General features: G+C 63.9%; 11 protein-coding genes. 4 read left to right on the top strand and 7 right to left on the bottom strand.

Annotated elements, in window-relative coordinates:
- The first annotated feature begins 19 nt into the window (after positions 1-19).
- The 3 genes from J3P85_RS20175 (at position 20) to J3P85_RS20165 (ending at position 4,077) form a co-directional block, all read left to right on the top strand.
- Complete coding sequence (locus J3P85_RS20175; RefSeq protein ID WP_434703180.1) at positions 20-520, top strand: sigma-70 family RNA polymerase sigma factor; 501 nt, start codon at positions 20-22, stop codon at positions 518-520.
- A gap of 37 nt (positions 521-557) precedes the next feature.
- A complete protein-coding gene (locus tag J3P85_RS20170) occupies positions 558-1,541 on the top strand; it encodes a FecR family protein (protein ID WP_434703179.1) in 984 nt (327 codons plus the stop codon).
- A gap of 97 nt (positions 1,542-1,638) precedes the next feature.
- On the top strand, positions 1,639-4,077 hold the full coding sequence (locus tag J3P85_RS20165; protein WP_434703177.1) for a TonB-dependent siderophore receptor: 2,439 nt from the start codon (positions 1,639-1,641) through the stop codon (positions 4,075-4,077).
- A 224-nt stretch (positions 4,078-4,301) separates the two neighbouring features.
- On the opposite strand, the gene J3P85_RS20160 is transcribed toward J3P85_RS20165, so the two are convergent.
- Together J3P85_RS20160 and J3P85_RS20155 are read right to left on the bottom strand one after the other, a co-directional pair.
- Positions 4,302-5,453: an MFS transporter gene (locus J3P85_RS20160; RefSeq protein ID WP_434703176.1), complete on the bottom strand. Its 1,152-nt coding sequence runs from the start codon at positions 5,451-5,453 to the stop codon at positions 4,302-4,304.
- 130 nt (positions 5,454-5,583) lie between these two features.
- A complete protein-coding gene (locus J3P85_RS20155) occupies positions 5,584-6,237 on the bottom strand; it encodes a carboxymuconolactone decarboxylase family protein (protein ID WP_434703175.1) in 654 nt (217 codons plus the stop codon).
- A gap of 159 nt (positions 6,238-6,396) precedes the next feature.
- On the opposite strand from J3P85_RS20155, the gene J3P85_RS20150 reads away from it, so the two are divergent.
- Complete coding sequence (locus J3P85_RS20150; protein WP_434703174.1) at positions 6,397-7,416, top strand: diaminopimelate epimerase; 1,020 nt, start codon at positions 6,397-6,399, stop codon at positions 7,414-7,416.
- Between the two features lie 183 nt (positions 7,417-7,599).
- Here J3P85_RS20150 and codA read toward each other — a convergent pair whose 3' ends face one another.
- The 5 genes from codA to J3P85_RS20125 all read right to left on the bottom strand — a co-directional run bounded on the left by codA (position 7,600) and on the right by J3P85_RS20125 (position 12,994).
- Positions 7,600-8,847 (bottom strand): cytosine deaminase, encoded by a 1,248-nt coding sequence (gene codA, locus J3P85_RS20145; protein ID WP_434703173.1) that lies wholly within the window; start codon positions 8,845-8,847, stop codon positions 7,600-7,602.
- Positions 8,848-8,859: 12 nt separating this feature from the next.
- The gene (codB, locus tag J3P85_RS20140) at positions 8,860-10,131 is read right to left on the bottom strand and encodes a cytosine permease (RefSeq protein WP_434703172.1); all 1,272 of its coding nucleotides are present in this window, start codon (positions 10,129-10,131) and stop codon (positions 8,860-8,862) included.
- 277 nt (positions 10,132-10,408) lie between these two features.
- Positions 10,409-11,236, bottom strand: coding sequence for an alpha/beta fold hydrolase (locus J3P85_RS20135; protein WP_434703171.1), 828 nt, complete (start codon positions 11,234-11,236; stop codon positions 10,409-10,411).
- Between the two features lie 239 nt (positions 11,237-11,475).
- On the bottom strand, positions 11,476-11,832 hold the full coding sequence (gene queD, locus J3P85_RS20130) for a 6-carboxytetrahydropterin synthase QueD (RefSeq protein WP_003203918.1): 357 nt from the start codon (positions 11,830-11,832) through the stop codon (positions 11,476-11,478).
- An 82-nt stretch (positions 11,833-11,914) separates the two neighbouring features.
- Positions 11,915-12,994, bottom strand: coding sequence for a patatin-like phospholipase family protein (locus J3P85_RS20125; protein ID WP_411385185.1), 1,080 nt, complete (start codon positions 12,992-12,994; stop codon positions 11,915-11,917).
- Positions 12,995-13,092: the final 98 nt, after the last annotated feature.

The following is a 13,092-nucleotide window of genomic DNA, read 5'->3' as shown; positions in this document are numbered from 1 at the left end:
GTTTCCACAGCGCGCCGTGATGACTCCCAAGCTGCCCCGCAGACCCGGCTTTTTCGAGCATTACGAAGAGTTGATCGGCACCTGGACCCGTCGCCTGCGCAATCGCCAGCAGGCCGAGGATCTGGCCCACGACACCTTCGTACGGGTGCTTGAGGCCGATTCGAGCGAGGTGGAGCAGCCGCGGGCCTATTTGCATCAGACGGCGCGCAACATTGCAGTGGATGGCTATCGGCGCGAAGATCGACGGGGGGCCATGGAAGAGGCTGTCATCGACCCTGGTCAGTCGTTTTCGGGCGACCCGGAGCATTTCATGCATGCGATCCAACTGGCGGACTCCATCGAGCGGGCGCTTGCCGAGCTGCCTGCCAACTGCCGCACGGTGTTCGTCTGGCAGAAGATCGAAGGCCTGACCCAGGCGGAAATCGCCGAGCGCCTGGGCCTGTCAAAAAACATGGTGGAAAAGTATATGATCCGCACCCTGCGGCATCTGCGCGATCGCCTGGACGGACCAGGCCAATGATCCGTCGCCCTCTTTCACCTGAGCCACAGGACCTTCCATGATGGATAGCCGTGAATGCCCGTGCGGGCAGGACAGGGTTCGCGACGCGGCGGCGCATTGGTTCGTGCGTTTGCAAGCGCCCGCCATGAGTATCGAAGAGCGCCAGGCTTTCAGCGCCTGGCTGGACGAACATGCCAACCACCGCGACGAAATCCAGGTGCTCCAGGGCATCTGGAGCGCCACCGACCTGCTGCCCAAGGAACGCCTGCAAGCCTTGTGCGAACCACCTGCCGAACGTCCCAAGCGTCGGCCGCTGTTGCGCTACGCCGTTGCCGCCGGATTGTTCGCGGTGGCCCTGGGGTTGGGGCTGTTCAGCGGCTTGAGTTCTTCCACCGACTACAGCGGCGAATACGCCACCGCCTTCGGCGAGCGTCGACATATTGCCCTGCCGGACGGCTCGGTGATCGACCTCAACAGCCGCAGCCGCGTGCGGATTGAATTCGCACACCGTCAACGCCGGGTGGAACTGGCCGAAGGCGAGGCCTTGTTCACGGTCGAGCATGATGCGGGCCGGCCCTTCACCGTCGAGACGGGCAACGGCCAGGTGACGGTCACCGGAACGCGCTTCGATGTGCGCCGTGACGCCGACAGGACTCGGGTCGCGGTGGCCCAGGGCAGCGTCAAGGTCCAGGGACGCGCCGCGCCCCCGGCTCAGTTCGTCAGCCTGACGGCGGGTCTCGGCACCCAGATTGATGCCCAAGGCCAAGTCACCACGCCTTACGCGGTCAACGCCGAGGCGCTCACCGCCTGGCGCAGCGGCAAGCTGGTGTTCGACAACGCGCCGCTCAAGGATGTGGTTGAAGAAGTTTCCCGCTATCGCACCCAGCCCCTGCGGGTCGGCAGCGCGGCGGTGGGCAACCTGCGCCTGACCAGCGTGTTCCGCGCCGACGATCCCGAGGCACTGCTCAAGGCGCTGCCGAACATTCTGCCGGTGGCCGTGCGCACGCTGGATGACGGCAGCCAGGAAATAATTTCGAAATAAATTCAGGTTTTTTCCGAGTTCATCGTCTTCTTGTCCAACTGCAACTGGTTTGCATTAACAGACGCGTATTCTTGCGATCAACAGGACAAGGTTCGACGTGAAAAAAACCGCCAAACACCACAACCGTACCCCGGCACGCTGGCTGCCGCTGGCCCTGACCCTGGCGGTCAGCGCCGCAGTGCCCCAGGCGTTCGCCGACCAGGCCGCCACCGCCATTCACATCCAGGCGCAGCCGTTGGGCCAAGCCTTGAGCCAGCTCGGCCAGCAAACCGCGTTGCAGGTGTTCTTCAGCCCCGAGCTGGTGGCGGGCAAGCAAGCGCCGGCGGTGGACGGCAACCTGTCCCCGGAAGCGGCCTTGCGCCAATTGCTCCAGGGCAGCGGCCTGCAATACCAGATCGATAATGGTTCGGCGACCGTGTTGCCGGCGCCCTCGGCCTCCAACGCTGGCCCGCTGGAACTGGGTGCCACTGAGATCCAGGTGGTCGGTGACTGGCTCGGCGACGCCAATGCCGAGGTGGTGCAGAACCACGCCGGTGCGCGTACGGTGATCCGCCGCGAAGCGATGGTGGAGCAGGGCGCCATGAATGTCGGCGATGTGCTGCGGCGCGTACCGGGTGTGCAGGTCCAGGACGCCAACGGCACCGGCGGCAGCGATATTTCCCTGAACGTCGGCGTGCGCGGCCTGACCTCGCGCTTGTCGCCACGCTCCACGGTGTTGATCGACGGCGTACCGGCGGCATTCGCGCCCTACGGCCAGCCGCAACTGTCCATGGCGCCGATTTCCTCGGGCAACCTGGACAGCATCGACGTGGTGCGCGGCGCCGGGTCCGTGCGCTACGGGCCGCAGAACGTTGGCGGGGTGATCAACTTCGTGACCCGTGCCATTCCGGAAAAAGCCACCGGTGAAATCGGCACCACCCTGGAAACCTCCCAGCGCGGCGGTTGGAAGCACATCGACACGGCCTTCCTCGGTGGCACCGCCGACAACGGCCTGGGCGTGGCGCTGTTGTATTCGGGCGTCAACGGTAACGGCTATCGCCAGAGCAACAACGGCAACGACATCGACGACGTGATCCTCAAGACCCATTGGGCACCGACCGACGTCGACGACTTCTCACTGAATTTTCACTACTACGACGCCAAGGCCGACATGCCCGGTGGTCTGAAACAGGCCCAATACGATGCGGACCCGTACCAGTCCGACCGCGACTGGGACAACTTCAGCGGCCGGCGCAAGGACGTGTCGTTCAAATGGATCCGCGAGATCAACGAGCGCACCCAGGCCGAGGTGCTGACCTATTACTCCGACAGCTACCGTGGCAGCACCATTGCCTCCCGGGACCAGCGCAACCTGGTGTCCTACCCGCGCACCTATTACACCTTCGGCATCGAACCTCGGGTCTCCCACGTGTTCGACCTGGGGCCCACCACCCAGGAAGCCAGCGTCGGTTATCGCTACTTGAAGGAAGGCATGCACGAAGAGGCTAGCCGCCTGGCGTTGGTGGATAACAAGCCAGTGGTGGGCCCGGGTTCCGACGGCCACGTCTACCAGGACCGTACCGGCGGCACTGAAGCCCACGCGGTGTATATCGATGACAAGATCGATGTCGGCAAATGGACCATCACCCCGGGCATCCGCTTCGAAAGCATCAGCACCGAATGGCACGACCGTCCGGTGCTCGACACCGCCGGCCGTCCCGTGCAGGAAAAACGCCGCAGCATCGACAGCAACGAGCCGCTGCCGGCCCTGAGCGTGATGTATCACCTGTCGGACGCCTGGAAGTTGTTCGCCAACTACGAAACCTCGTTCGGCAGCCTGCAATACTTCCAGCTCGGCCAGGGCGGCGACGGCAACAACACCGCCAACGGCTTGAGCCCGGAAAAGGCCAAGACCTACGAGATCGGTACGCGGTACAACGATGACGTGTGGGGCGGGGAAGTGACGCTGTTCTACATCGACTTCGACGACGAGCTGCAATACATCAGCAACGACGTGGGCTGGACCAACATGGGCGCCACCAAGCACCAGGGCCTGGAAGCTTCCGTGCACTACGACATGGCCGCGCTCGACCCTCGCCTCGAAGGCCTCACCGCCACCGCCGGTTTCACCTACACCCGGGCGACTTACGAAGGTGAGATCCCCAGCTTCAAGGGCCGTGACCTGCCGTTCTATTCCCGCCAGGTGGCCAACATGGGCCTGCGGTACGAGGTCAATCGCTGGACCTACAACCTCGACGCCTTCGCCCAGTCCAAGCAACGCTCGCCGGGCAACAGCGTGAACGCCGATGGCAGCTTCAGCGGCGACTACATCACCGATGGCACCGCCGATGGGCAATACGGCGACATGCCGGGTTATGTGCTCTGGAACGTGCGCGCCGGCTATGACTTCGGCGAGCAACTGTCGAACCTGAAAGTCGGCGCCGGGGTGAAAAACCTGTTCGACCACCAGTACTACACCCGCTCCAGCGACAACAACTCGGGCATTTACGTTGGCGCACCGCGTACGTTCTTTGTGCAGGCGAGTGTGGGGTTCTGATCGAGGATCAGGCTCCTCTGGACTCAATTTCCAGGGGCTGAAATACAGTTCTTGGGGCTGAGTACCATCCTGTGGCGAGGGAGCTTGCTCCCGCTGGGCCGCGAAGCAGCCCCAAAACCTACTGAACACCGCATCCACAGGTTCACGACTGCTTCGCAGCCGAGCGGGAGCAAGCTCCCTCGCCACAGGGAATGGGATGAGGCCTCAACAAGCGGTGCCAGGCCTCAGACCTTCAACACTTTCCCACTGGCCGCCACCGCCACCAGCGATAGCGCAATCAGCCCGAAGGCAATGCTCAAGCTGCTGCCATGGGCGACGAAACCGATCAGCGCCGGGCCGGCGAGGATGCCGGCGTAGCCGATGGTGGTGATGGCCGGCACGGCGATCGCTTCCGGCATCAGGGTCTGTTTGCCGACAGCGGTGTACAACACCGGCACGATGTTCGAACAGCCGGCGCCCACCAATGCATACCCCAGCAACGCGGCTTGCCACATCGGTGCGAGGGTCGCCAGCAGGAACCCCGCCGCAGCGATCGACCCGCCATAGATGATCACGCGCTTGGCGCCCAGGCGATGCACCACCGCGTCGCCGGTCAGGCGCCCGACGGTCATGGTCAGCGCGAACGCGGCATAACCCAACCCGGCATAGGCGGTATCCACCGCGCGCTCGGTGGTCAGGAACACCGCGCTCCAGTCCAGCACCGCGCCTTCAGCCAGGAACACGATGAAACACAGGATGCCGATAAACAGCACCACGCCATGGGGAATGGCAAACGCCGGTCCCGAGCTTTCACTGCCATACGGCAACAGGTGCGGCGCCGCCTTGAACAACGCCACCAACAGCACCCCATTGACCACCAACGTCGCCCCCAGCGGCGAAAGTTCCAGGCCGAGCAGGGCGCTCACCCCGGCTGCGCCAATGATCCCGCCCAGGCTGAACATGCCGTGGAAACCCGACATCATGGTCTTGCCGCTGGCCCGCTCGACGATCACCGCTTGCAGGTTCACGGTCGAGTCCACGGTGCCGAGCCCGGCGCCAAACAGGAACAGCGCAGCCACCAGCCAGGGCAGGGAGGTCATCGTCGCCAGCAACGGCAACGCCAGGCAGATCAGGATCGTGCCGCCGCTGAGCACCCGACGGCAGCCGAACCGCGTCGCCAGCGCACCGGAAATCGGCATTGCCAGGATCGACCCGACCCCAAGGCACAGCAGCAGCAAGCCGAGGGTGCCTTCATCCAGGTTCGCCCGCACCTTGGCGTAAGGCACCAGCGGCGCCCAGGCGGCGATGCCGATGCCGGCGATGAGATAGGCGATGCGGGTGGACATCTGTTCCAGGCGTCCGGGAATAAAGGTGGGCGGGGGCGTAATGGCAGTCATGAAACGTCCTTGGCTTTCGTGCGGTGCGGTGCGGTGATGCAGGCAGGGGGCCTATGCTTGCATATCCACTGACCGCACCGCGACCCCAAGGTGCCGACGGCCTGACGTACTCTCCTTGAACACTGGGTCACTACTCCTTGAACAGCCTGATGCTCACCACGTGGTCCGCCTCCACCTCAAAGTAAATAAGCGCGATGGGGATTGCCTGCTGGTCATCGAAACATTCAACAATCACGTTTCGGGCCGACGTTGCCTGGGCCGACAAGCGTTGGGCCTGGCGCAACAATCGCTTGATCTGGAGGGAGACCCGGATGGGGGCCCGGCCCTTGCGCACGCTTTCGCAAAACGCCAGCGTCACTTCTCGCGGCGTTGGCGGCGGTGGCGAGACAAGGCCGGCTTCTTCGAATAACCGATTGAGTTGATCGGCTGTAGCGACCGCCCTGGGGAACCCGGTGAACGCCGAAGCCTGCGTCACCAGTTCGACCATTTCTCCCGAAGCCAGGCCCGAGGCCATGCCGGTCTTGAAGTGCACGCTCAAGGGCGGGCCTGTCATGCCGGCCGCGACGATGGCGGCCAGTGTCGCGGCCTCTCGCAGGCGCGGGTCCAGGCCTGGGCGACTCTGCAAGTGACCGTACACCACGCCGACCGCCAGTTCGCCGAGCGCCGGCGCGGTATGGAACAGCGCGTCGAGTCGTGCGCCGCCGTCCGGCACCAGCTCGATGAAATGTTTTCGGCCTTCGCGGTAGAGCTCGGCCATGGGCTTGGAGGGATGTTTGCTGTTCATGGGGCCTCCTTGTGTTGGGAGCTTGCGTGCCTACGGTACGGGTTCCCCAGGCAGCAGCGCACCTGTCGAACCTGACAGGTTACGACGCGGCGATTTAAGTGTATGAAGCAGGTTTCGCCTAAACTACCGGCTCCTCCTGGCTTCTTCCGGACCCGATGCATGGCACTGTTCTATGACGCACGCGGCAATATTTATGGGGTCGTTTCACCGCAGCAAGTGCGTGATCACGGCATTGCTCTGCCCCAGTCAGCCGCCGAGGCCGCACAGGCTCGCGAATCCTGGGCAACGGCGGCCGTGCACGTCTTCTGCGCCTGGACGCCGGGCGAAGCGCCGCCGGATGCCAAGGCCCATCGCAGTGATGGTTTGCTGATTGGCCCGTTCCAGAATGAGCCACCCTTTGATCTGTTGATCGTCAATACCGACGGGACATTGGCCGAGCGCAGTGGCAATGGCTTGACGATTTTCTCCCAGGCCCTGCAAGAACAAGGCTTGATGGCGGCGCCTGGTGATTGCGTGCTGCAGGTTCATCACGATAAACCCGACGGCTTGTCTCCGCTGCACACCTCGGTTCGCGCCGCTGGATTCGAAGGGGTGCAAGGTTTCTGGCTGGACCTGGGCAAACCGCTGTTCGGGCCCCAGGCCGTTGGCGCCCAGGAGGTCGAGCGGGTGATGTTCAACCAGCGTGATGTCAGCCGTGTGGCGGCGCTTGAACGGTTGGACCCGGCGTGGGGCAACAGTCAGTTCGTGAGCATGGGCAATCCGCATTGCGTGACGTTGGTGGAGGGTGCCGAGGCGCTGCCAAGCAATGCGCAGATGCGTGCTGCGGCGCTGTCACGGGGCTTGACCCGCATCGCTTATGCGGCGCCCGGTGGGGCTGGTGTTCCATGCCCCAGGGGGGTGAATCTGCAATGGGCCAGGCTCGAGGCCGAAGGGCAGATCGCCGCCCGGGTGTTTGAGCGGGGCGAAGGCCCTACCGCGTCCTCGGGCACCAGCGCCAGCGCCGTGGCCAGTGCCGCCTGGCGGGTGGGTTGGGTGAAGGCGGGGGCGGTGAGGGTGGTGATGCCCGGCGGTACTGCGCCGATCTTGTTGGAGGAGGAGGCGGGGGAGCTGGTGCGGGTCAGGTTGTTTGGTGCGGCGCGGCCAACGACGCCATCGCGAGCAAGCTCGCTCCCACAGTAGATATTCGGCGAGCAAAAAATGAATGTACGACACAGATCCCCTGTGGGAGCGAGCTTGCTCGCGATAGCGGCAGTACATCCAACATCAATGCAGCTGACCCACCGCCATCGCGAGCAGGCTCGCTCCCACAGTAGGTATTCGGCGGGCACAAAATGAATGTATGACACAGATTCCCTGTGGCAGTCAGCCAGGCTGGTGGGCAAACTCCACCACCGGCATTTGCCGCTTCATCAGCACTTCGCCATTGCGAATCGAGTAGAGCGGCAACCCTTGGCTGCGAATCACTTCGTAATCGCTGTCCGCTGAAAGGATCAGCAAGTTCGCCGGGCGGCCGGGGTCCAGTCCGTAGCGCTCGCCCAGGTTCATGGCCTTGGCGCTGTTGTCGGTGACCAGGTCGAGGGCGCTTTGCAGGTTGCGATAGCCGAGCATGTGGCAGATATGCAGCCCCGCTTCCAGCACCCGCAGGATGTTGCCGTTGCCCAATGGGTACCACGGGTCAACGATGGAGTCCTGGCCGAAACACACATTCATCCCGGCTTCGAGCAGCTCATTGACCCGGGTGACGCCGCGGCGTTTGGGGAAGGTGTCGAAGCGGCCTTGCAGGTGGATGCTTTCGGTCGGGCAAGAGACAAAACTGATGCCCGAGTGCCCGAGCAGGCGGAACAGCTTGGCGCAATAGGCGTTGTCGTAGGAGCCCATCGCCGTGGTATGGCTGGCGGTGACGCGGGCGCCCATGTCGCGGCTGCGGGCTTCTTCGGCGAGCACTTCGAGAAAACGCGAATGCGGGTCGTCGGTTTCGTCGCAATGCACATCCACCAGGCACCCGGTACGTTCGGCCAGGTCCATGAGGAACTTCACCGAGCTGACGCCCTGGTCGCGGGTGTATTCGAAGTGGGGAATGCCGCCCACCACGTCGGCACCCATGCGGATCGCTTCTTCCATCAGCTCGCGGCCGTTGCGGTAGGACTCGATGCCTTCCTGGGGGAACGCGACGATCTGCATGTCGATCAGGTGACGGCTTTGCTCGCGCACCTCCAGCATTGCCTTGAGGGCGGTGAGTTCGGGGTCGGTCACGTCGACGTGGGTGCGCACATGCTGGATGCCATGGGCGGCGAGGGCCTGGATGGTTTTCTTGGCGCGGGTGCTGGTGTCTTCCTGGGTGATGGTGGCCTTGCGTTCGCCCCAGCACTCGATGCCTTCGAACAACGTGCCGCTCATGTTCCAGCGCGGCTCGCCGGCAGTGAGGGTGGCGTCCAGGTGGATGTGCGGTTCGACGAAGGGCGGGACCACCAGGTTGCCGCCGGCGTCGAGGTCTTCCGGGCCGAGGCTGGGGGCCTCGGTCTGGCGGGCGATGCTGGCGATCAGGCCGTTTTCCAGGTGCAGTTCATGCAAGCCTTCGCGGTTGCGCAGGCGGGCGTTGATGATGTGCATCGGGCGAATCCTTTATAGGTCTTGTAGGGGCGCGTCAGCGGTGCGGGTACCCATTACGCCGATCAATAGCACATACGTTAGCGCGCCGGTGGCGATTCCTACCAGTGGCGCGACCCACGGCGAATTGAACGCGGCGAGCGTGCCGAACCCATAGGCCGCCAGGCCCGGCCAGTTGAACGCCGGCAACCGGGCTTCGGCCAGGCGCGGATAACGGCCGCGCCAGCGGAAGAAGAAATCGGCCATGATCACCCCGCCAATGGGCGGTATCACGGTGCCCAGCAGAATCAGGTATGGCACCAGCAGGTCATACATGCCCAGCAGCGCCAGCAACGTGCCGATCACCGCGCCGCCGAGGGTCACGGCTCTGCGCCGGCGGGTGCGCAGCAGGTTGCAGCCCGCCACGGCGAAGTTGTAGATAGTGTTGTCCTGGGTGCTCCAGATGTTGAGCAGCAGCATCGCCATCGCCGCCGTGGCGAAGCCTTGCAGCAGCAACACTTCGACCACGTCCGGTTGTTGATAGACGATGGCCCCGTAGGCGCCGATCAGCACCATCAAACCGTTGCCCAGGAAAAAACCGATCAGGCTCGCCAGCACCGCGACCTTCGCCGAGCGGGAGAACCGCGTCCAGTTGGTGGCCTGGGTCGCGCCGCTGACGAAGGTGCCGAACACCAGGGTGATGGCCGTGGACCAATCGAGGCTGCCGGTGGGCACCACCGCCAGCAAGCCCTCGAAGCCACCGACCTTCACCGTGGCGACCCACATCGACAGCATCAGCAGCAACATCATGGCCGGCACGGCGAGGTACGAGAGAATTTCCAGGCCACGATAACCGACATAGGCCGTGGCACAGAACCCCAGGCCGAACAGCACCATCAGCCACAGCACCGTGCCCTGGCCCAATTCGAAATACTTGCCCAGCACCACCGCGGCTGTCGCCGTGCCCCAGGCGTACCAGCCGATCTGGGTGAACCCCAGGATCAAGTCACTGAGCTTGCTGCCCACCTCGCCGAAACAGAAACGGCCCATCAATACCGAATTGAGCCCGCTCTTGAAGGCGATGTAACCCAGGCCGGCGGCATAGAGGCCCAGCAGCAGATTACCGATGACGATGACCGTGAGCATCTCGGCAAAACTGAACGCCACGCCGAGCTTGCCACCGGCAAACATCGTGGCGGTGAAAAAGGTGAAACCCAGCAGCACCATGGCCGTGGAGGCCAGGCCCTTGCGCGCGTGCAGCGGTACTTCGCTCAGGGGATAGTCATTGCCCGGATCGTTCTGAGTCATGTGGCGGTCCTTGCGGATGAGGGGATGTCGCAAGCGTGCAGCGGCCGTGCCAAACGGGTGAGCGTGAGGTTATGTATAGACAATCCTGGGGATTGGGTGGGCGAAGGGGGCGAAAGCGGTGCGGTGGTGATTCAAGTTGGAACACAATTCTGTGACTTATGCAGTTTTCCTTGTGGGAGCGAGCTTGCTCGCGATGGCGTCAGGTCAGCCACATAGCTATCAACTGACACACCGCCATCGCGAGCAAGCTCGCTTCCACAGTGGAATGCCGGGGGCTTTAGGTTGGGGGCAACGCCAGGAACCGCAACACTGCCGCCACCACCGCTTCCGGCACGTCTTCCTGGACCAGATGCCCGGCATTCGGCACCGCGTGCAGTTGTGCTCCTGGAATCAGCCGGTGCAGGGCCCGGCCGCGCTCGATGGGGATCCACTGGTCCTCCTCGCCCCAGAGGATCTGGGTCGGGCAGCGCACGGTCGGGTACAGGCCTTCGACCTCGCGGGTATAGCGCTCGTCCATCTGGGCGATCTGCCGGTAGAACGCCGCCTGGCCCGGTTCGCCAAGCCATGGTTGCACGTAGGGCGCCAGTTCGGCGTCCGGGATGTCCCGTTTGATCGCGCCGCGAATATAGGTCGGCACGATGGCCCGCTGGATGTAGTCGGGCAGGCCGCTGAAGGCCGCTTCGTGCTGGCGGACATGCTGCACGAAGGGCGAACCCCAGGGCGACAGCGCCACAGGATCGATCAGGGTCAGGCTGCGATAGTCCTTGCCGTTGAGCAAGTGGGTACGCAGGACCGTGGCGCCGCCGAAGTCATGGGCCACCACGTCCGGGCAATCCAGGCCCCAGTGCTCCAGCAATTGCGCAAGCAGATGGTTTTGCACACCGAGGGACACGTCGGCATCGGGCTGGGCGGACTGGCCATACCCCAGCAGGTCGAAGTAATGCACCCGGTGGGTGGCGAAGAACAGCGGGGCGACGCGGTGCCACACGTAGGAAGAGAAGGGCGTGCCGTGGACGAACACCAGCGGCGGGCCATCGCCGTGGATGGCGTAGCGGATAGGGTGTCCGTTGAACTCGTAGGTTTGATCCAGCGGCCAGTGGGTCATGCTCGATACTCCCCTGAAAATGGCTCAGGGGACCAAGCATAGGCCAATGCGATTCAGCAGGGGAGACACCCTTGTGGCGAGGGAGCTTGCTCCCGCTGGGGCGCGAAGCGGCCCTGATAACCTGGCGGCGCGGTGTTTCAGGTGGATTGAGTGGCCTTTTGGAGGGGGCTGCTTCGCAGCCCAGCGGGAGCAAGCTCCCTCGCCACAGAAGGCTCCCAGGCCAGGAAGCAGCACCTGTCTTATTCGCCGTGGTAGATGCAACCGCTGGTGCAGGTCTCGTGGATGCGGATGGCGCTGAGTTCCGGCAGCAACGGCTTCAACTCATTCCAGATCCACTTGGCCAAGACTTCGCTGGTAGGGTTTTCCAGGCCAGGGATGTCGTTGAGGTAGTTGTGGTCCAGGCGCTCGTAGAGCGGTTTGAAGATCGCCTTGATCTCCGAGAAGTCGCGAATCCAGCCGGTGTGCGGATCGATATCGCCGCTCAGGTGGATCGCCACCTTGAACGAGTGACCGTGAAGGCGGCCGCACTTGTGGCCGTCCGGCACGTGGGGCAGGCGGTGGGCGGATTCGAAGGTAAACTCTTTGAAGATTTCCACAGGTTCGGGCTCTTTAGATATCGGTCGCGAGGCAGGCGGCGGAGTTTATCAGTTTGATCACGGCGTTGCGCGACCGTGCTGACTAAAGGGTCAGCAAACGCTCGCCCAAGCCACCGTTGGCCGTCAGCTCCAGAAACTCATCACCGAGCCGCCGGCTCTCATCCATCGCCGTGCGCCAATACTTGCGACGGCTCGGGTCATCGCCCATGAAACGCTTGAAATCGTTGCGGTCCGGCAGCTTGCCGTAGGGCAGGCGCGCCAGGTATTCCCGGGATGGAGCCAGCAGCAACACGTCCTGCAGGCGTTCGACGTTGCCCCGGCGCCACGGCAGGCCCTTGTCGAACCAGCCGGGAATGACCCGGTCGGTGAAGTGCGGGTACAGTACGATATCCTCGCCGCTGTACGGCAAGTCCAGGTGATAGTCCAGCAAACCGCCGTCGCGGAAGGTGCCGGCACCGGCACCCGGCAGGTCGCGCACGCCTTCCATGACCATCGGGATCGAGCCCGAGGCCAGCAGGGCCTGGCGCAGGTTGCCGGCCGCCAGCGGCACGAAGCGCGACGGAAAGTCATTCAGCGGATGCAGGGGCGGGGCCAGGCGCGGGTCATGGATGATCAACCGTTCGAAATGCCGCGACAACCGCCCACGGCCCCGCAGGTTGTCGGCGATCACCGACGACAATCCCAGGCCCAGCCGGCCGCGATGATCCTGGGCGAGCAGACCGTGGCTCTTGACGACCATGATGTTGAGCCGGTATCGCGGGTTGTCGAGGATCGAAGTGTCGCGGCCGTCGAGCAAGTCATCGAGCATGCGCTGCGAACTCTGGCTGACCCCGGCCATGGTCACGCCTTTGGCGAAGCTTTGTTCGTTGTACAAAGTGCCCAGGCGTCGGATCCCTTCGGCGGCATCCGGCAGGCAGGCACTGGCGAAGCGCCACGCCCCCACCGAGGCCCCGATCAGCGAGCGCTCCCGGGGCGCGGCGGGTAGCCATTCGCCGAACAGCGCAAGATCGAGCCCCTGGATGCCCAGGGCCTTGGGGCCACCGGCGGCGCCCGGCAGGATGCCGACGTCGACGGCGTTCAAGCCGGCCTGGCGAATCCGTCCGAACGCACGGGGGCCGGCCTTGAGGGTGAGGGCGGGAAACTTGATATGGATAGCGGTCATACCGGTCTCGAATACGGGTAGGCGGCTGATTATAACGACACAAAACCCTGTGGGAGCGAGCTTGCTCGCGAAGGCGGTGGGTCAGTCTGTAAAGATGT

This window comes from Pseudomonas sp. Z1-12 (assembly GCF_051132015.1).
Taxonomy (GTDB): domain Bacteria; phylum Pseudomonadota; class Gammaproteobacteria; order Pseudomonadales; family Pseudomonadaceae; genus Aquipseudomonas; species Aquipseudomonas zanjanensis.
Note: the sequence above shows the minus strand (reverse complement) of the source record. Positions and strands in the feature narration are given on the sequence as shown.

What these genes read in the sequence shown, in the direction of transcription:
- J3P85_RS20135 (WP_434703171.1), bottom strand. Translation starts at nt 11,236, where the DNA reads ATGACCCACTGGCCGCTGGATCAAACCTACGAGTTCAACGGACACCCT.
- J3P85_RS20155 (WP_434703175.1), bottom strand. Translation starts at nt 6,237, where the DNA reads ATGAACAGCAAACATCCCTCCAAGCCCATGGCCGAGCTCTACCGCGAA.
- codA (WP_434703173.1), bottom strand. Translation starts at nt 8,847, where the DNA reads ATGCACATCATCAACGCCCGCCTGCGCAACCGCGAAGGCTTGCATGAA.
- codB (WP_434703172.1), bottom strand. Translation starts at nt 10,131, where the DNA reads ATGACTCAGAACGATCCGGGCAATGACTATCCCCTGAGCGAAGTACCG.
- J3P85_RS20150 (WP_434703174.1), top strand. Translation starts at nt 6,397, where the DNA reads ATGGCACTGTTCTATGACGCACGCGGCAATATTTATGGGGTCGTTTCA.
- J3P85_RS20170 (WP_434703179.1), top strand. Translation starts at nt 558, where the DNA reads ATGATGGATAGCCGTGAATGCCCGTGCGGGCAGGACAGGGTTCGCGAC.
- J3P85_RS20160 (WP_434703176.1), bottom strand. Translation starts at nt 5,453, where the DNA reads ATGACTGCCATTACGCCCCCGCCCACCTTTATTCCCGGACGCCTGGAA.
- J3P85_RS20175 (WP_434703180.1), top strand. Translation starts at nt 20, where the DNA reads ATGACTCCCAAGCTGCCCCGCAGACCCGGCTTTTTCGAGCATTACGAA.
- J3P85_RS20125 (WP_411385185.1), bottom strand. Translation starts at nt 12,994, where the DNA reads ATGACCGCTATCCATATCAAGTTTCCCGCCCTCACCCTCAAGGCCGGC.